This is a genomic window from Pontibacter ramchanderi (assembly GCF_002846395.1).
GTDB lineage: Bacteria > Bacteroidota > Bacteroidia > Cytophagales > Hymenobacteraceae > Pontibacter > Pontibacter ramchanderi.
In genome coordinates this window covers 139,174-155,834 of the sequence record NZ_PJMU01000005.1, presented here as the reverse complement: position 1 = coordinate 155,834, position 16,661 = coordinate 139,174, and the positions used below count along the sequence as shown (strand labels likewise).

The window sequence follows — 16,661 nt, the reverse complement described above, 5'->3', positions numbered from 1 at the left end:
CTTCTACGCAGCGCAGGTATGGCTAGTCAAATTATTTGAAACGACTCAGGCAACCTTCACTTCCCCTATTCCATCTTTATCATACCGAAAGCAAAATAGTCTGGTATTGAGTTTCGTTTTAATTTAAATAAGAGCGAGGCAAGTAAAATCTTCTTTGGAATCGTGTATACGATTGATAGACAAACTATACCTGTCGATCGATAAAATGCTTCTGTAGGTATAAGATTTGAAAATATCAGCACTATATAGAGCACCTTGTAGTGCTAATACTTGTAAATTATTTGCCACCATTCTTGTGGACCGCCTATGATACAGCTGGAAAATATACACAAATACTATGCGGTGGGGCACAACAAACTGCACGTGCTCAAAGGGATTAACATGCTTATCGAAGAAGGCGAACTAGTTTCGATCATGGGGTCTTCCGGTTCCGGCAAGTCCACCTTGCTCAATATCCTTGGCATCCTCGACGACTACGACAGCGGCAGCTATACCTTGGCTGGCACACCCATCCGGAACCTCTCGGCTGCAAAGGCGGCTTATTACCGCAATAAGTTTCTGGGCTTTGTGTTCCAGTCCTTCAACCTGCTTTCTTTCAAAAACGCCATGGAGAACGTGGCCCTGCCGCTCTACTACCAGAACGTGGGGCGCAAACAGCGCAACAAACTGGCTTTGGAGTACCTCGACATGGTGGGCCTGAAAGATTGGGCAGAGCACTCCCCCAACGAAATGTCGGGTGGGCAGAAGCAGCGGGTGGCCATTGCCAGAGCGCTTATTTCGCAGCCCAAACTGATCCTGGCCGACGAACCGACGGGCGCTCTCGACACCCAGACCTCCTACGACGTGATGGACATCTTCAAGGATGTGAATAGCAAAGGCATGACTGTGGTGATCGTGACGCACGAAAACGACATTGCCGCCCAGACGCACCGTGTCATCCGCCTTAAAGACGGCCTGATCGTGCACAACGACGACGTGGCAGAAGAGGCCATACTCGCAGCGGAAGCAGTAGCGGCAAAAGGCTAAGTCATACGAACAACAATCAACAATTAACAACTCGCAATCAAATGTTCGACCTAGACAAATGGCAGGAGATACTCGGGACGATGCAGAAGAACAAGCTGCGTACGTTCCTAACCGCCTTTGGCGTGTTTTGGGGCATCTTTATGCTGGTGCTGTTGCTGGGCGCGGGCAAAGGGCTGGAGAACGGCGTGTACAACCGCTTCGGGGCCGGAGCCAAGAACAGTATCTACGTCTGGACCGGCAAAACGGCGCTAGCCCACAAAGGCATGTCGCCGGGGCGCGAGATAAAACTGACCAATCAGGATATAGCCTCGGTGCACCGCGACGTGGATAACGTGCAGATACTTTCGCCTCGTAACCGGGTATTTGGCGAGTATACCATCAACTATAAAACCCAAAACGGCTCATATCAGGTGTTTGGCGCAGAGCCGGGCTTCCTGAAAATCAACGGCGAGATACCGTTCAAGGGCCGCTTGCTCAACGAAATTGACGAGCGCGAAAAGCGCAAGGTAGTCGTGATCGGTGATCAGGTGAGCAAGGTGCTGTTCGGGGAGGCTGATCCGGTAGGTGAGTATGTCAACATCAAAGGGATACACTTCAAGGTGGTGGGTACTTTTAAGATGCGCGGCAATAACAGTAGCCGCCGCGAAGAGCGGGCCTACATCCCTTTCTCAACGCTGCAGGCCGCTTTTAACCAACCCAATCAGGTGCAGATGATGGCACTGGTTGCCGAGCCCGGCGTGAGCGCCAAGGACATGGAAGGCCGTTTGCGCAATTTGCTGGCCGAGCGCCACAAGTTCTCGACGGAAGACAAAATGGCCATCGGGGTGGAGAATACAGAAGCTGAATTTTTAAAAGTGATGGGCCTCTTCAACGGCATCAGGATATTTGTGTGGATAGTAGGGATCGGCACTCTGATCGCCGGCATTGTGGGCGTGAGCAATATCATGCTGATCATCGTGAAGGAGCGTACCCGCGAGATCGGTGTGCGCAAAGCCTTGGGTGCAACGCCCTTCTCCATCGTGAGTTTGATCCTGCAGGAGTCGGTGGTAATCACGGCCTTTTCGGGCTACCTAGGCTTGCTGGCAGGCACAGGTGTGCTCGCAGGTCTGGAATACTTGATGGAATCATCAGGAGCGGAAGCCCCCTTCTTCGCCAATCCCGAAGTAGACCCCGGCGTGGCACTGGCATCAACTGTGGTACTGGTCGTTTCGGGTGCACTGGCCGGTTTGATGCCCGCTCTGAAGGCGGCAAGGATCAAACCAATAGAGGCGCTGAGGGCTAGTTAGAATTGTGAATGAGTGATTGAGTGGTTGAGTGAATGAATAGAGGTGCGAATTATTCATAAGTTCTTCATTCAATTTAAATATCAACCACTTGGTTATTCATACAAATCTCTAACTGGAGATTTACTTAATTATCAATCAAAATAAAAAATCACTTAACCACTCAACCACTCGACCACTAAATTAAACTCACTCATTCACTAACTCACTCAATCGCAAATCCAACTATGATCGACATCGATAAATGGACCGAGATTTATAACACCGTAAAGAAGCATAAGCTGCGTACGGCGCTGACGGCTTTTGGGGTCTTCTGGGGCATTTTCATGTTGGTGCTGTTGCTGGGGGCTGGGCGTGGTTTGGAGAAAGGTATAACGGCAGAGTTTAACGTGGCCAAGAATGCGGTGTTTGTGTGGACGCAGCGCACCAGTGTGCCTTACATGGGCTTGAAAGCGGGTCGCTTCATCCAGATGACCAACGACGACATTGAGGCCATCCGGACGTTTGTGCCGGAGGTAGGTGTAATTGCGCCGAGCAACCAGCTGCGCGGTAGTTTTTCGGTGGTATACGGCACCAAAAGTTCATCTTTTACTGTGAATGGTGAGACACCGGAGGTGCTGCAGGTAAAGCCCACAAACATTGTCAGTGGTCGCTTTATCAACCAGAAGGACATTGGGGAGCGCCGCAAAGTGGCGGTGGTGGGGCCGCGCACCCTGGAGTTGCTGTTTGGCGAAGGAGTAGACCCGATTGGCAAGTACATCAGCATCAAAGGCATTTATTTTCAGGTGGTGGGCACGTTCAAGCCGCTTGGTAAAGACGAAGACGTAGTGCAGGATGCCCAGACCATCTTTATACCGAACACGACGTTGCAACAAGCCTTCAACCAACCCAATCAGGTGAACTTCTTCGCCATGACGCCCAAGCCAGGCGTACCGGCCGCGGTGGTGGAGGAGAAAGTGAAAGCCCTATTGATGAAGCGACACAAAGTAGCCCCTACTGATCTGAAGGCTTTCGGCTCGGCCAACGTGGAGAAGGAGTTTCAGGATGTGCAGGGGCTGTTCGCAGGTATAGCGGGCTTCAGCTGGCTGGTGAGTATCGGCACCATCATCGCCGGCATCATCGGGGTGGGCAACATTATGCTGATTGTGGTGAAGGAGCGGACAAAAGAAATAGGTATACGCAAAGCACTTGGTGCAACGCCCTTCTCCATCGTAAGCCTGATCATACAGGAGTCAATCGTGATCACGGGTTTTGCAGGTTACATTGGTTTGCTGGCCGGCACCGGGCTTATCGCGACCATCGAAGGCTTTATGGTGGATAATAACGTGCAGGCAGGCTTTTTCGGTCCGCCGGAGGTGAACCCGGGGGTTGCCATTGCCGCCACCATCGTGCTGGTAGTGGCGGGCGCTCTGGCCGGGCTTATACCTGCCACCAAGGCGGCCCGCGTGAACCCTGTGGTGGCCCTGCAGGAAGAGTAATTTTAGCATTGAATCAACAAGAACATAATTGAGCATATCCCTATGAAAAAGGTTTTTATCGGACTGTTTGTAATTGTCATGCTGGCCTTGTCTGTTTGGCTGGGGCGCTACTTCTACAACAAGGCCAACACCGACCCGATCGTGTACAAAACGGAGGAGCCCTTTGAGGCCGATATCGTGAAAAAGACGGTAGCCACGGGCTCTATTGTGCCGCGCAAAGAGGTAGAGGTGAAGTCGCAGGTGTCGGGCATTGTGGAGGAGCTGTACGTGGAGGCCGGGCAGATCGTGAAGCAGGGGCAGTTGCTGGCCAAGATCAAGATCGTACCCAACATTGTGAACGTGAACAATGCGCAGAACACCCTGGAAACTGCCCGCATCAATTTTGATGAAGCCAAGCGCGAGCTGGCACGTTATCAGGAGCTTTATGAACAAAAAGCTATTGCAGAGCAGGAGTTTCGCAGGTATAAGTCCGACTACGACCTGAAGCGCGAAGCCCTGCAGTCGGCGGAAAACAACCTGCAACTGGTGCGCGAAGGTGCTTCCAAGCGCAGCGGTCAGGCTTCCAACCTGGTTTACTCCACCATCGACGGCATGCTGCTGGATGTGCCGGTGAAAGTGGGTACTTCCATCATCGAGCGCAACAACTTCAACGAGGGCACGACCATCGCCTCGGTGGCCGACATGCGCAGCCTGATATTTGAGGGCAAGATCGACGAGTCAGAGGTGGGCAAACTGAAAGAAGGCATGGACCTGTTGCTGACCATCGGCGCCATCGAAGGCCGTGTGTTCAACGCCGAGCTCGAGTACATCGCCCCGAAAGGTGTGCTCGAAGAGGGCTCTATCAAGTTCCCGATCCGTGCCAAGGTGCTGCTCGACGAGAAAGACTTTATCCGGGCAGGATATAGCGCCAACGCCGACATCGTGCTTGACAAGCGCGAGAAGGTAATGGCCGTGAAAGAAAGCCTGCTCAAGTTCGAGAAAGATAAGTCGTATGTGGAAGTGGAAACCGCTCCGCAGGTGTTTGAGAAACGCGAAGTTAAAACCGGCCTGTCAGACGGCATCAACATTGAGGTGGTGTCTGGGCTGAAAACTTCGGAGAAAGTGAAAGTGCCGGATGCGAATGCCGCGCAGAATATTTAGTGTTTGTTTAAGGTGAGAGAAGGAAGCGGGCAATGCCCGCTTTTTTTTTTGGTATACTTCAATTGAACAGCCACTTTAGCACAAAATGCGAAGGCAGGTAAATGCAGATCGGGAAAAACAGCATGGCCAGGCCAAAGTACACTTGCTTAGGTATAGTCTTCTGGGGCTCACTGCCAAACCCATATACCCAGTTCACATTCTCTTTCGGGTCGGTGAAGAAATAAGTAAGCGGCAGCACGATCCACGCCAGTGCCGTCTGGTACCAGATGGCGCGGGTATCATATCCCCATTCGGTCAGTAACCAAATCACGATGGCGGGTAGGAATACATGGAACAGCGAAAGCCCGCGCAGAAACAGGCTCTTATCCGGATGAAACATGTAGTCGCTCAAACCCAACAGTTCCCTGCCTGTTAGCAGGCGGCCGAAGTAGTCCACGTTCCAGACGAGTTCCAGTCCCAGCACCCCCACGGCCATCATGCTCAGCAAAAGGTGGTTTTCGGTCCAGAGCACGATGCCCACCGAGAACAGCGCCACATCCGAGAACCACAGGAAATTACCCGGACCGTACTGCTTCCAATACACAGGCACCAATACCAGCAAAAACAGGGTATAGGCAATGGGCAACCAAACTGGTATGGTTCCGGACATGAACATAGCACAACTTAATCGAACATTTTATACTCTACTTACTTGCAAAAAGATAGACACAAAAGATCAGACTGTTGAATTGTGCTGGTTCGCTAACAATTGGCGGTGAAGAGAGTAAAACAATATAAGGAGTTGATTGATAGAATTTTAATTGTTGGATTATGAAATGTAGAAATGCAATTGTCAGAAGGGCAGTGCTTTATGCTACCCTTTTGTTAAGTGGTGTTGCCTTTGCCTGCGACGACGATGAAAAGGATGAGGATTTACTTGGCAGTGAGATCGAGTTTACCAATGTAGCGCTCTCCGGAGAAAATGAGGTGCCCGCTGTTACTACAAGCGGGTCGGGCTCGATGACGGCTACCTACGACCGGAGCACCCGGATGCTGACGTATAATTTTAGCTGGACGCTCGGTAGCACAACTGATAACACTGTTGGGATTCATTTGCATGGACCGGCCTTGGCCACGGAGAGCGCACCAGTGGTGATACCGATCGAAAACCACCCTACAAGCCATACCGGTTCTGTTACAGGCACAACGCGGGCGCTAACCCAGTCCGAAGAAGAACAGTTGCTTGACGGCAAGTGGTACCTGAACATTCACAGCAGCACTTACCCAAACGGCGAGCTGCGGGGTCAACTGTTGCGTGGTGAGAACTAAGCATACCCAGACCAGACTGCTGCCTTTTGAGAGCGTGTGTTTGACAATGAGACAGGTATAGGCGTACCTTTGTAGCAAACCAGAATACCCTATGCACTTGGCTACCACTGAAGCTACCGTACAGATACTTGACTTTGAACCACAGCACGCAGGTGCTTTCCGGACACTGAACGAAGAGTGGATCACCCGCTATTTTGTAATGGAAGAAGCGGACCACAAATCGCTGGGCAATCCGCAAAGCTACATCATCGACAAAGGCGGTCACATTCTGATGGCCAGCTACCAGGGGGAGATCGTGGGTACTTGCGCCCTGATCAACGACGGCGATGGCGTATACGAGCTAGCCAAGATGGCCGTAACCCCCAAGGCGCAAGGCCTGAAGATCGGTAAACTGTTAGGGGAGGCGGCTATACGCAAAGCTCGTAAAGCCGGTGCACGTATGGTATACCTTGTATCAAACCGAAGGCTGGAGACTGCCCTGAACCTTTACCGCCGCCTGGGTTTTGCGGAAGTGCCGATGCCTCCGAGCATCTACGAACGCGCCGATATCAAAATGGAATTGCCTTTGTGAGGTATAGCTGCTAGATCAGGTTGGTCTGGCGGTTTATGTCCTGCCGGGCCACACCCACAGTCATCCAGCAGCCTTTGTACATGCCCTTGCGCTGCTTGGCCAGTATAAATAAGTATGGTACCTGCTCTCCACCCGCTCCCTTTATCACCACAAGCTGGTAGGCCGTGTCGTCGGTGATCACTATTTTGCCGGTTTTGTATGAAACGAAGTTAAGCATGGGGCTATAGGCCGGGTCGCGTACCATCATCCGGAAGTGGTTGAGGGGTCCCAGACTTACCCGGCTGGTTGGCGATGAGAAGTTAAAAACCGTGATGATGCCACTGTCGGTCATGTCGTTTCGTTGCAAGGCGTGAAGCTGTATTTTGATGACCTGGCGGGGTGAAAGTGTTTTGGAGGGCTTTAGAAAGCGGGCTTTTGAGTTCATAACCGTCCTGGCTTCGTCCGAGGTATAGCGAACATGGTCGTCCGCGTTCATCTCGGGCATAGCCGGAAACTGCACCCACAGCAACACCAGCAATATGACCCCTACTCCGAGCAGGAGTTTGTCGTACATATTTTCAAACCCTCTCATGTTCAATATGTACTTTATATAGCGGCAATAAGTTGTTAATAAATCCTTTAGCTATGTAAGCTGCTCTTTTTTGCGGGTTAACGCCAATGTGCTTATATCAATTTGAGAGAATTGCGTATAAGAGTTGGATTTTTCCTGTATGAAGCACTTTCTGACACATCTCTTTCATTCCATGCGCAGTTGGTTGGCGAGGCAACCGCTGGCGCAGCGCTTGTACCGGCGCTTCCCGGTGCTTTTCCGTTTTCTGCTCCGCCGCTTCGACACCACTACGTTTATTGGGTTGCCGCTCACCATTTTGGTGCTGGTCATCGGAATCAACGCGGCCCTGCTCTCACAGCTTACCGAAGACGTGATCGAGTCGGAAGGCGTAGTGCATGTGGACAAAGCCTTTACCCAGTTTCTTTTCAGCATGCGCAGCGAGTGGTTGAGCCAAACCTTTTACGCTCTTACCCAGCTGGGTACCCGCGAGGCCACCTTTGCCGTCGGGGGACTGGCCACGATCGTGTTCCTGTACAACCGGCGTTATACAGCAGTGCTGGCTTTCTGGCTCACCATGGCAGGAGTGGGGTTGTCGGTGCAGTACGGTAAAAAAGTGATCAGCCGCGATCGGCCCACAGAAGTCGCTTTTTATCCGGAGCGTAATTTCTCATTCCCAAGCGGACATGCCACCACGAGCATGGCACTCTGGGGTATACTGGCCTATTTCGGATACCGCCACCTGTACCGGAAACGCTTGCGCAACGCCGTGGTGGCTGCGGCAGGTATGCTGATCTTGCTCGTGGGTTTCAGCAGAATATACCTGGGCGTGCACTTTCTGTCGGATGTGCTGGCGGGTTTTCTGCTGGGCGCCATGTGGGTGCTTTTAGGAATCAGTATTGTGGAGGTAATGGGCTACGTCAGAGCCCGGAAAAAGCCGCATCCATCGCTTTAGAATATAGGTCAGGCATTATCTCTTGTAGCAGTTCATGCGTATAACACCCCACGCATACCTACTCTTATGAACTACCGCACCCTTGCAAAACCAGGCGCCCTGGCCCTGTTGCTATATCTGTTACTGACGGCCACCAGCGCCCGAGCCTATGGTGTGCTCACGCACCAGGCAATTATCGATGCTGCCTGGAAGGACTCTATTGAGCCCCTGCTGCGCAAGCGTTTCCCCGGAGCTACAGAAGAAGAGCTGCTAAAAGCACATGCGCACGCCTATGGCGGATCTATTGTGCAGGATATGGGCTACTTCCCTTTCGGCAATACGTTCTTCACAGACCTGACCCATTATGTGCGGAGCGGCGCTTTTGTCGAAAACCTGCTCAAGTCGTCCGCTACCATAGAGGAGTACGGCTTTGCGCTGGGCGCCCTGTCGCACTACAACGCTGATATACACGGGCACCCGCTCGGCACCAACAAGGCCGTAGCACTGGTGTACCCCAAGGTCAGGGCTGAGCATGGGCAGGAAGTGACTTATGCCGAAGACCCCGTGTCGCATATTAAGACCGAGTTTGGGTTTGATGTGCTGCAGGTGGCACGCGGTAACTACGCACCTGAGAAGTACCAGGCCTTTATTGGGTTTAGTGTATCGAAAGAGTTGCTCGAGCGTGCTTTTCTGGAAACCTATGGGCTTGAGCTGAACGATGTGTTTTTAAACGTGCCGCTGGCAATCGGAACCTACCGCTATACCATCCGTGGCTTTATACCTGACCTTACCAAGGCGGCCTGGCAGGCCAAGAAAAGCGACATACAGGAAGCCAGCCCCGGTATGACCCGCCGCCAGTTTCAGTATCACATGAAGCGCGCTGAATTTAACCATACCTGGGGGACGGACTACGAACGACCCAACCTTCTGGCCCGTTTTTCGGCATGGGTTATCAAAGTGCTCCCTAAGTTAGGCCCTTTCCGGACCCTGGCCTTCAAGCCCCCAACGCCAGAAGCCGAGAAGCTTTTCTACCACAGCTTTAACACCACCGTCGAGAATTACACAATACTCATTAAGCAGCTCGGGCAGCAAGGCAGGCTGCAACTCGAAGACAAACAACTCGATACCGGATCGCCCACAAAACCCGGCGACTATAAGCTTACCGATGAAACCTACGCTGAGCTGACGCAAAAACTAGCTAAGTCCGATTTCAAACACACGAGCCAGGCGCTGCGCCAGGACATCCTCCGCTTTTACCAACCCCGCAAAGCGATGCAGGAAGTAGAGCCGGATGAGCGCTCTGAGTTAAAAGAAGCTTTAGAGAAATTGCAGGCTCATCAATTGCAATGAGAGAACAGCATCGTTTTTTATTGAATTCACGCAAATAGAAGTCCAATTCCGGAGCTCTGAAGCGCGTTGATTTAATAGGTAGCAAATGTAGCACCCTGCATATAATTATAGCGGGCCGGACTTGTGCACACTGATGAATGTGTGAGCAGAATGAAACCCTACGCTAAAAAAACCGATACATATAAGTCTGACACCCTGTGTATAAAGTCCAATTTAAGACGTGTGCCAGGTTGTGCATGTGTTTAATTAAAATAAACTTACCTACTATGGAAAACAGAACGAATAAAAATTCGCAATCGAATCAGAATCCGACAGCTCAGAGCAGCTCGCAATCCAATACACCGAATATGAGTTCCAGTCAGTCTTCTTCATCAAGCATGAGCAGCGGGAACCAGTCCTCTTCCAGAAATGCATCCACAAGCAGCCAGTCTTCTGCCTCAGGCAAGTCGAACTGGATGGATACATTCAAGAAAGAGAACCTGAACAACCTGACTGGCAAGCTTCAGGAGTTTGGTAACACCACCATGAACAAAGTGAATGGCCTGAGCACCACACAGAAAGTGGTGGGCGGTTCATTATTGGCGCTGGGCGCAGGCTGGGTTGCCATGAACTCCATGAACAAAAACAAATCGGGTAATATTGGTTCTAAAGGCGCCAGTTCCCAGAACAAACTGAACAGAAACCTGAATAAGAATCTGGGAAGAAACAAATAGTTGTTCCCATTATGAAGCTACATGGCAAAAAGCCGGGTGATCAGCCCGGCTTTTTGTTTCTCGTAGGTATAGCAAACAGGCAAACCCTGCGTATAGCTACAAAACTGACCCTCAAAAACTAAGAAGAAACTATGGAAGTAAGCAAAGCATTGGTAAGCGGGCTGGCAGGGGCCGTTTCCCTTACGATCGCACACGAAACCCTGCGCAGACTAGTACCGGAGGCGCCCCGCATGGATGTGCTGGGAATGCGGGCTATTTCAAAAACGATGAAGAAGGCAGGAGCACAGCCACCCGAAAGCAGCGAGCTGCGGGCCTGGGCCATGTTAGGTGACATCGTGTCTAACTCTATCTACTACAGCTTTGTGGGCAGTGGTAAAGAGGCCTGGTTGCGCGGCGGACTGCTGGGAGCCGGAGCCGGGGCTGGGGCCGTATTGCTGCCGGGGCCCATGGGGCTAGGAACCGACCCAAGCAACCGCACCAACACCACCCGCGCCATGACGGTAGGGCTATACCTGCTGGGCGGCCTGGTAGCTGCTGCAGTAGCTAGTGCGCTCACCTGCGACGGTAAAAAGTGCTGATCTGCCCTAACAGGCAATTAATGTAGTGCTCTGTTTTTGGGGCTGTTCTGCTTAGGGTAGATTGGCGCAAATGCAGAGCACTTCTCTTTGAGGGGTGACGAGTTGGTAATCGGGTAAGGTATACTCTTTCATATACACCACCTGCAGTTCCTTCACGGGGTTGCTGGGGTGCGCCTCGTTCCAGCGCCGCACCAGGTAATTGCAGTAGTAAGGCCTCAGGAACTCATATTGCACAAACAGATAGTTCTCAGAATATTTCCGCCAGCGGTCATTCTTGAACATGCTCACCACCGAGGCTGGCTTGGCATAGTCGGCTTCCTTCCCTTGCCGGTTCAGGTCGATGAGCTGGCCATTGGCCGCGCGGCCTTCCAACACATACCAGCCGTCGTCTTTAAAAACGGCCGGCGCGAACATGCCCCAGCGCTGGTCTACGCGGAGCAGGTTCCCGAACCATGTAGTAGAGTCGGGCATGGCAGGCACCTGCGCAGTAGCTCCTGATAAATTCCACCAAATGCAGTAGAGCAGCACAAACGTCACGAAGCCTTCCCGGGCGTATCGCAGTTGGCGCTTGTTGAGCGGTGGTTTTTGCATGCTAAACTCAAGTCGTAACTGAGCAGGGCTTTTAAAGTCTTTGAGCAGGCGCTGAAACTGTCCCGTAAGCGGCCGCCTGAACGATGCGAGAAGTTTTTTCTCTGCCCAGTCCATGGCCTGCTTCGGCAGAAGGCCCGAGATGGAGGCAATGTTGATGAGGTAGAACAAGCCGACGAACAGGGTCAGGCTGATGCCGATATGGAACATAAACAGAACACCGACCACAACAAGCCGCCAAACATGGTTGTAGAACGGAATCAGTAGCAGGAATGGGAGCAGCAGCTCGGTGTACCAGGTCGTGAGCGTCAGAAACCGGAGTAGCTCCGGATAAGGATATATGAGCTTGCCTACCGGCATCAAAATCTGGTCGAGGCTAAGGGCGTAATACAGAGCTGTTCCTTCGGTATGCCACTCGGGTGAGTTTTTAAGCAAAGCGGTGCAGAAGTACACCAGGAAGATCTGTAAAACATAAGCGACCGTAGCCGCGCTGAAGTAACTGGTCTGCAGTAGATCAGGTTTAGGTGCCTTGGCTGTGTCATAGCTGTAGCATTTTCCCCAGGGCAGGAACATACCCCAGAAGAGCAGCATACGCAGCAGGTCGTCGCCGCCCTGTGCAATAAACGTGTTCCGGTTTTGGAGCGAAACCAGCAGGATCCAGCTGACAATGGTGGCCGTTCGTGTTTTGTAGCCCACCAGCAGGCAACCAGCCGCCACTGCGGCTATCAGGAACAGGACTGCCTGTACCTGCCAGAGTCCGCTTAAGGTATGGAAAGAGAAATGGTAAGGATGCCAGCCAAACTGATGCAGCACATGCAGCGGCAGCACACCCATATTAGAATAGTGTGCCTCGAGGTCGGTGGCCCGTATCGCCAGGTCGGTTAGGATGATGCCGGCTACCCAAATGCGCATAACGGCAAGGGCTCGCAGGTCAACTGTAAATACACGGTGCAGGTATTGTTGCAGTTGATGCATGGCGTAATCAGGGGTTTTGGTTATAAAGCAAAAAGGCAAAGACCGAGGTGGTGCTTGCCTTTTTGCTTAGCTGTATTGCAGGAAACTCCTATCTAGGAGATGTGCCCATTGTGGTCGTGCCAGTCGTAGTGCCGCTGGTAGTACCAGTTGTGGTACCCGTGGTTGTTCCAGTCGTAGTACCTGTAGTTGTTCCTGTAGTGGTACCCGTTGTTGTGCCGGTCGTTGTACCTGTGGTAGTTCCCGTGGTAGTTCCCGTGGTAGTTCCCGTGGTAGTTCCCGTGGTGGTACCAGTTGTTGTTCCCGTTGTAGTACCGGTAGTTGTGCCAGTAGTCGTGCCCGTTGTTGTACCGGTCGTAGTGCCCGTTGTTGTGCCTGTAGTGGTGGTACCGGTTGTAGTGGTTCCTTCCATATCGGTATCTGTTGCGTCAGTGCCAGTAGTAGTAGTGTCTGCGCAGCCAGTCATGACCGTTGCCGCTACAAAAGAGAGAGCGAGCATGTTTACAAATGTCTTTTTCATAGTCTTTGTTGTTTGTAATACTGTAAAAATTAGATTTCAGTATCCTGTTTACGGAACTAGTACTATTTAGATAGTTTTTTTGTAGAAATAGACACGATAAACCTTGCTTCTATGCCAAATGTGGTGCTTCCGGATCGGTTCGGTAATTAAAGCTGCATTTAAATGGAGCACACTTCAATCGATTCTTTGGCTGTCGGCTTGCTGGCGCAGGTATTCGTTTCTGGCGCCCTCCAATTCCTCAATCAGCTCATGCCGTTGCCGCTTCAGGCTCTCCGCCACTGTGTTTTTACTCAGGAAGAGGCGCAGCAACAACCAATGTTCCCGTACGCGCAGCAGTGTGCCCCAATAGCGCAACGCCAGAAAACCAGACAATGGCAAGCTAACCAGGTATAGCAGCAGGTATAGCGGATCAGGCAAAAAATGCCAGAAAACAGCCGCCTGCAATGCGTAGAGTAAAGGAAACGAGAAAATGCCGACCGACAACATGATCGGGGCCCGGAACTCCTGCTCCTCGGTAAGCGCATCGGCCACTTTGGAGGGTATGATATACGCCAGGTAATTATTGAAAAGCCCGTACAGGTACAGCGGCATGGTGAGTGTCAGCAATAGGGTGCGGGCGAGGGTCTGCCGTAGCAGCACATTGTTTTCCTCCACGGTGGGAAGGCGCTGCAGGTCCAGCTCCTCAAGCTGCCGGTTATACGAGCGCATCTTGCTCCGAAACTGCTCCACCCGCTTTGGCTGCGTTTCCAGATAATGTGCCAGCCCTTTTATAATCGCCCTTGTCAGCAGGAAGTCGCGCACGTGGCGGGGCGCGTCGATGGGAGTTTGCGCCGCCAGTTTCTCTTTGTATACCTGTTCGATCTGCCGTACGAGCACGTCTTCGTCGTCAGTGGGAGTCACCACGATCAGCTTCTCCAACTGCCGCCGCATGTGGTCAGTGAGTTCAGTTACAGTGCCTTTTTCGTCCTGCTGGTACTGGGTCAGGTATGAGGCGACCGCGATGGGTTTCCCCACATTCACGAACACATCACTTCTAAAGCGGGTTGGGTCGGAGTAGTTAAGGCCCACCGGCAGTATCTGCAGGTTAGCCACCTCCGGCAAGTGCGCCACAGCACCCAGCGCCATCCGGGCAGTTCCTGTTTTAAGTTTGCGCAGGCGCCTTTCGTTAAAGCTGGTGCCTTCGGGGAATATAAGCAGTGTTTTTCGGGTAGCCAGTGCCTGGTAAATGGCCTTAAAGGTAGCTTCATTGTCGAGCGGCACACCCGGTTTGTCTTCCTGGCGGTGAATGGGGATCAGGTTCATGCGGTGGAGCAACCAACTGTGCATTGGTGTGCTGAACACTGTGCTCTTGGCAATGAAGTACACCTGTTGCGGAAGCAGCGAGGCGATCACGATCGGGTCCATGAACGTGTTGGGATGGTTGGCCACAACCAGCAGCGGGCCACGCGCCGGCATCAGGTGGCGGTTGCGCACCACAAAGCGACGAAAGAACACCCGAAGGCCTGTCCGCAGAATGAGCTTTAAAATAAAATATAGCATGTACGCTTTTTAGGTATAGGCAAAGCTTCGCCAGGTGGTTGGCCTGTGTTAAGCCTGACAATATAAGCAATATCGCGCAAGTGCCGCACACTGGGCAGTGCAGGAAGCGAATGGAAAGTTTGCAGGTATAGCAAGCAGGAGTGAGGCAGTACTTCAGGCGAACTCAGCGATTCACCCTTCAGAAATGAGCCAGTCGTAAGCAGAAGTGAGGTCATCGAACTCCCGGGTTTCGAAGGGGAGGGGGGAGGGGCTGTTGACGAAAATTTGCTGGTACTGGCGGTAGGCGGCCGGGTCGAAGGGGTTGAGGGAGGCAGAGCGCTTGAGAGGGAGCTGCCTATATGCCTGTACATAAACATCGCGGGTCCAGGTCAGGTCCTCGGAGTCGAGGGGGGCAAGCAGGCGGCTGTCGGTAATTGCGTAGGGCACCCCCAGCTCGCGTGCCAGCCTGATCAGTTTGATGAGCGCCTGCCTGTACTGCAGACTGCTGCACTTGCCATACCACTGACTCAGCAAGACGTGGCTGGCGACATGGTACTCTAAGAGCAGATAATCTGTTTGGAAATAAACCATAACCTATGGTGTTAAACCGGTGAATCTCAGCCTAATGATACTGAAAAATTATAGGAGAGTCAATCTTTTGGGAAATAAAATAAAACTATCAGAATATTGTAGTAATGCTATATTTTGCTTCCCTTTTCTGATTTATGCGGCTATTGTGCAGGCTGTTAACTTAAAGGTATTTTTGCGGAGACTTAAAGGGCAGTAGCTATAGGAAAAAGCCGCAGACAGCAGCATCCGGTGCTGTTATCTGCGGCTTTTGCAATGTAGAAAAAATTTACTTTGTTCTCAGGTTGTTGGCGTTGCTGCCGTCCAGTTTACGGGTGTCTTCCTCGTTCTTGGCTGCTACATTGCCCCCTTCTTCTACACCCTCCGGTTCGGGGTCTAAAATATCGCGCTCTTCTTTTTTCACGCCCTCTAGCGGTTCCGGGTTTTCGTCAGGCAGGCGCTCGCTTTCGTCGGAGTTTGTAATGATATCGTCTTCACGTGGTGTTTCCATGGTTCTTCAATTTAGGTTATACCTTATGTACGTAGAGCAGGCGCAAGGTTTTTATGTAGACTATGGTAAAGCATGCTGTTCCTGCATTTCCTTAGGATACTTGCAAGGATAGTCTATTGCGGGAGCAACAGGCGTAGAGCTCAGGTATAGGCTGCCATCACCAGGTCGCCTACGGAATCAATGTGTCGTCAAGAGGCTGTATTAGCAGGTATAAATCTAATTGTAGTAAAAAATAATTTGCTTAATGTAAAATATTTTTTACTTTTCGTAAATAGTATCGTACATAAATAAAAAAGCTTATGAAAGATGTGATGCCACAAATGAAGTTGCTCCCTTACAGGTATAAGCGCCACGGCCTATGGGTGCTCATAATAGGTATACCCTTTATGACACTGATTACATTTGCGTTGATAACTGTAGGGCTTATACCTAAAAGCGACGCCTTTTTTGATGAATGGTCTAAACCGATAATCTATTACCCTATCATTATAGGGTTGGCTTTGCTCAATTTTTCGGAGGAAAGAGAAGAAGACGAGATGGTGCAGCACCTGCGCTACCAGTCGTTTATGCTGGGCGTGTTCTACCTGATCGTCGGGTTGCTCATGCTTCCACTGTTCACAAACGTAGTCAGGCTGCTGGAGGGCAGAGCTGTTGGTATGCCCGATGTAGGTGGTATGTGGGGTGCTCTGGTGCTGCTGCTCTTTTATACCTACGCATCGTTCAGGTATAAACTTCACCAAATCCGGAAAGCACTCGAGACTGATGCGGAATAACATTAAGGTAGAGCGGGCCAGAAAAGACATGACCCAGGAGCAACTGGCCGAGGCCCTGGGCGTGAGCCGCCAGACCATCAACGCCATCGAGAAAAATAAATACCTGCCCTCCACGCTGCTCGCCCTTAAAATGTCGAACCTGTTTGGCCTGACCGTAAACGAGCTTTTTGTGTTGGAAGAGAGTGATTGACAGATAGTTAAAAAGGGAATGAGAAGGCGCGTTATTCAGGCTGTGTTAAAAAAAGTAAGCCAATGCGTGCACTTTTCGTTTGTGAGCCCCAACA

At 51.6% G+C, this 16,661-nt stretch carries 19 protein-coding genes; 12 read left to right on the top strand and 7 right to left on the bottom strand.

All coding sequences use genetic code 11. The annotated features are described in order from the left end of the window. The first annotated feature begins 306 nt into the window (after nt 1-306). The 4 genes from BD749_RS18690 (at nt 307) to BD749_RS18675 (ending at nt 4,927) form a co-directional block, all read left to right on the top strand. Nucleotides 307-1,026 carry an ABC transporter ATP-binding protein gene (locus BD749_RS18690; protein ID WP_101447340.1) on the top strand — a complete coding sequence of 240 codons (720 nt, stop codon included), beginning with the start codon at nt 307-309 and terminating at the stop codon, nt 1,024-1,026. Between the two features lie 41 nt (nt 1,027-1,067). Next, nucleotides 1,068-2,312, top strand: coding sequence for an ABC transporter permease (locus BD749_RS18685; RefSeq protein WP_101447338.1), 1,245 nt, complete (start codon nt 1,068-1,070; stop codon nt 2,310-2,312). A 224-nt stretch (nt 2,313-2,536) separates the two neighbouring features. Further along, on the top strand, nt 2,537-3,787 hold the full coding sequence (locus tag BD749_RS18680; protein ID WP_101447336.1) for an ABC transporter permease: 1,251 nt from the start codon (nt 2,537-2,539) through the stop codon (nt 3,785-3,787). A gap of 42 nt (nt 3,788-3,829) precedes the next feature. Further along, the gene (locus BD749_RS18675) at nt 3,830-4,927 is read left to right on the top strand and encodes an efflux RND transporter periplasmic adaptor subunit (RefSeq protein WP_101447334.1); all 1,098 of its coding nucleotides are present in this window, start codon (nt 3,830-3,832) and stop codon (nt 4,925-4,927) included. A gap of 58 nt (nt 4,928-4,985) precedes the next feature. Here the strand turns inward: BD749_RS18675 and BD749_RS18670 are convergent, their stop codons facing one another. Then, complete coding sequence (locus BD749_RS18670; protein ID WP_101447384.1) at nt 4,986-5,576, bottom strand: membrane-associated protein; 591 nt, start codon at nt 5,574-5,576, stop codon at nt 4,986-4,988. Between the two features lie 161 nt (nt 5,577-5,737). Between BD749_RS18670 and BD749_RS18665 the strand changes: the two genes are divergently transcribed. Beyond that, nucleotides 5,738-6,235 carry a CHRD domain-containing protein gene (locus BD749_RS18665; protein WP_101447332.1) on the top strand — a complete coding sequence of 166 codons (498 nt, stop codon included), beginning with the start codon at nt 5,738-5,740 and terminating at the stop codon, nt 6,233-6,235. A 91-nt stretch (nt 6,236-6,326) separates the two neighbouring features. Beyond that, on the top strand, nt 6,327-6,806 hold the full coding sequence (locus tag BD749_RS18660; RefSeq protein WP_101447330.1) for a GNAT family N-acetyltransferase: 480 nt from the start codon (nt 6,327-6,329) through the stop codon (nt 6,804-6,806). Nucleotides 6,807-6,816: 10 nt separating this feature from the next. On the opposite strand, the gene BD749_RS18655 is transcribed toward BD749_RS18660, so the two are convergent. Beyond that, on the bottom strand, nt 6,817-7,359 hold the full coding sequence (locus BD749_RS18655) for a DUF4864 domain-containing protein (protein ID WP_180336463.1): 543 nt from the start codon (nt 7,357-7,359) through the stop codon (nt 6,817-6,819). Between the two features lie 157 nt (nt 7,360-7,516). On the opposite strand from BD749_RS18655, the gene BD749_RS18650 reads away from it, so the two are divergent. The 4 genes from BD749_RS18650 (at nt 7,517) to BD749_RS18635 (ending at nt 10,928) form a co-directional block, all read left to right on the top strand. Further along, nucleotides 7,517-8,308, top strand: a complete 792-nt coding sequence (locus tag BD749_RS18650) for a phosphatase PAP2 family protein (RefSeq protein ID WP_101447326.1) — start codon at nt 7,517-7,519, stop codon at nt 8,306-8,308. A 66-nt stretch (nt 8,309-8,374) separates the two neighbouring features. Then, nucleotides 8,375-9,637 (top strand): zinc dependent phospholipase C family protein, encoded by a 1,263-nt coding sequence (locus BD749_RS18645; RefSeq protein WP_101447324.1) that lies wholly within the window; start codon nt 8,375-8,377, stop codon nt 9,635-9,637. Between the two features lie 377 nt (nt 9,638-10,014). Continuing rightward, nucleotides 10,015-10,350 carry a hypothetical protein gene (locus tag BD749_RS18640; protein ID WP_143741285.1) on the top strand — a complete coding sequence of 112 codons (336 nt, stop codon included), beginning with the start codon at nt 10,015-10,017 and terminating at the stop codon, nt 10,348-10,350. Nucleotides 10,351-10,481: 131 nt separating this feature from the next. Further along, nucleotides 10,482-10,928, top strand: a complete 447-nt coding sequence (locus tag BD749_RS18635) for a hypothetical protein (RefSeq protein WP_101447320.1) — start codon at nt 10,482-10,484, stop codon at nt 10,926-10,928. A 51-nt stretch (nt 10,929-10,979) separates the two neighbouring features. Here BD749_RS18635 and BD749_RS18630 read toward each other — a convergent pair whose 3' ends face one another. From BD749_RS18630 to BD749_RS18610, 5 genes are all read right to left on the bottom strand, one after another. Then, nucleotides 10,980-12,491: an HTTM domain-containing protein gene (locus BD749_RS18630; protein WP_101447318.1), complete on the bottom strand. Its 1,512-nt coding sequence runs from the start codon at nt 12,489-12,491 to the stop codon at nt 10,980-10,982. Between the two features lie 88 nt (nt 12,492-12,579). Further along, entirely contained in the window at nt 12,580-13,008 is a 429-nt protein-coding gene (locus BD749_RS18625) for a hypothetical protein (protein ID WP_180336462.1), read from the bottom strand. Nucleotides 13,009-13,182: 174 nt separating this feature from the next. Further along, complete coding sequence (locus BD749_RS18620; RefSeq protein WP_101447316.1) at nt 13,183-14,547, bottom strand: 1-acyl-sn-glycerol-3-phosphate acyltransferase; 1,365 nt, start codon at nt 14,545-14,547, stop codon at nt 13,183-13,185. Between the two features lie 171 nt (nt 14,548-14,718). After that, nucleotides 14,719-15,117, bottom strand: coding sequence for a hypothetical protein (locus tag BD749_RS18615; RefSeq protein WP_101447314.1), 399 nt, complete (start codon nt 15,115-15,117; stop codon nt 14,719-14,721). Between the two features lie 265 nt (nt 15,118-15,382). Next, nucleotides 15,383-15,604 carry a hypothetical protein gene (locus BD749_RS18610; protein ID WP_101447312.1) on the bottom strand — a complete coding sequence of 74 codons (222 nt, stop codon included), beginning with the start codon at nt 15,602-15,604 and terminating at the stop codon, nt 15,383-15,385. Nucleotides 15,605-15,903: 299 nt separating this feature from the next. Here BD749_RS18610 and BD749_RS18605 point away from each other — a divergent pair, with 299 nt between their 5' ends. Both BD749_RS18605 and BD749_RS18600 read left to right on the top strand, forming a co-directional pair. Continuing rightward, complete coding sequence (locus tag BD749_RS18605; RefSeq protein WP_101447311.1) at nt 15,904-16,377, top strand: hypothetical protein; 474 nt, start codon at nt 15,904-15,906, stop codon at nt 16,375-16,377. After that, entirely contained in the window at nt 16,367-16,567 is a 201-nt protein-coding gene (locus BD749_RS18600) for a helix-turn-helix transcriptional regulator (protein WP_101447310.1), read from the top strand. Before BD749_RS18605 ends, BD749_RS18600 begins: the two co-directional genes overlap by 11 nt. Nucleotides 16,568-16,661: the final 94 nt, after the last annotated feature.

Bases quoted from the DNA above. Each gene is read 5' to 3' on its own strand.
- BD749_RS18665 (WP_101447332.1), top strand. From the start codon at position 5,738: ATGAAATGTAGAAATGCAATTGTCAGAAGGGCAGTGCTTTATGCTACC.
- BD749_RS18600 (WP_101447310.1), top strand. From the start codon at position 16,367: ATGCGGAATAACATTAAGGTAGAGCGGGCCAGAAAAGACATGACCCAG.
- BD749_RS18685 (WP_101447338.1), top strand. From the start codon at position 1,068: ATGTTCGACCTAGACAAATGGCAGGAGATACTCGGGACGATGCAGAAG.
- BD749_RS18655 (WP_180336463.1), bottom strand. From the start codon at position 7,359: ATGTACGACAAACTCCTGCTCGGAGTAGGGGTCATATTGCTGGTGTTG.
- BD749_RS18635 (WP_101447320.1), top strand. From the start codon at position 10,482: ATGGAAGTAAGCAAAGCATTGGTAAGCGGGCTGGCAGGGGCCGTTTCC.
- BD749_RS18610 (WP_101447312.1), bottom strand. From the start codon at position 15,604: ATGGAAACACCACGTGAAGACGATATCATTACAAACTCCGACGAAAGC.
- BD749_RS18650 (WP_101447326.1), top strand. From the start codon at position 7,517: ATGAAGCACTTTCTGACACATCTCTTTCATTCCATGCGCAGTTGGTTG.
- BD749_RS18660 (WP_101447330.1), top strand. From the start codon at position 6,327: ATGCACTTGGCTACCACTGAAGCTACCGTACAGATACTTGACTTTGAA.
- BD749_RS18625 (WP_180336462.1), bottom strand. From the start codon at position 13,008: ATGAAAAAGACATTTGTAAACATGCTCGCTCTCTCTTTTGTAGCGGCA.
- BD749_RS18620 (WP_101447316.1), bottom strand. From the start codon at position 14,547: ATGCTATATTTTATTTTAAAGCTCATTCTGCGGACAGGCCTTCGGGTG.
- BD749_RS18690 (WP_101447340.1), top strand. From the start codon at position 307: ATGATACAGCTGGAAAATATACACAAATACTATGCGGTGGGGCACAAC.
- BD749_RS18670 (WP_101447384.1), bottom strand. From the start codon at position 5,576: ATGTCCGGAACCATACCAGTTTGGTTGCCCATTGCCTATACCCTGTTT.
- BD749_RS18645 (WP_101447324.1), top strand. From the start codon at position 8,375: ATGAACTACCGCACCCTTGCAAAACCAGGCGCCCTGGCCCTGTTGCTA.
- BD749_RS18640 (WP_143741285.1), top strand. From the start codon at position 10,015: ATGAGCAGCGGGAACCAGTCCTCTTCCAGAAATGCATCCACAAGCAGC.
- BD749_RS18605 (WP_101447311.1), top strand. From the start codon at position 15,904: ATGAAAGATGTGATGCCACAAATGAAGTTGCTCCCTTACAGGTATAAG.
- BD749_RS18630 (WP_101447318.1), bottom strand. From the start codon at position 12,491: ATGCATCAACTGCAACAATACCTGCACCGTGTATTTACAGTTGACCTG.
- BD749_RS18615 (WP_101447314.1), bottom strand. From the start codon at position 15,117: ATGGTTTATTTCCAAACAGATTATCTGCTCTTAGAGTACCATGTCGCC.
- BD749_RS18680 (WP_101447336.1), top strand. From the start codon at position 2,537: ATGATCGACATCGATAAATGGACCGAGATTTATAACACCGTAAAGAAG.
- BD749_RS18675 (WP_101447334.1), top strand. From the start codon at position 3,830: ATGAAAAAGGTTTTTATCGGACTGTTTGTAATTGTCATGCTGGCCTTG.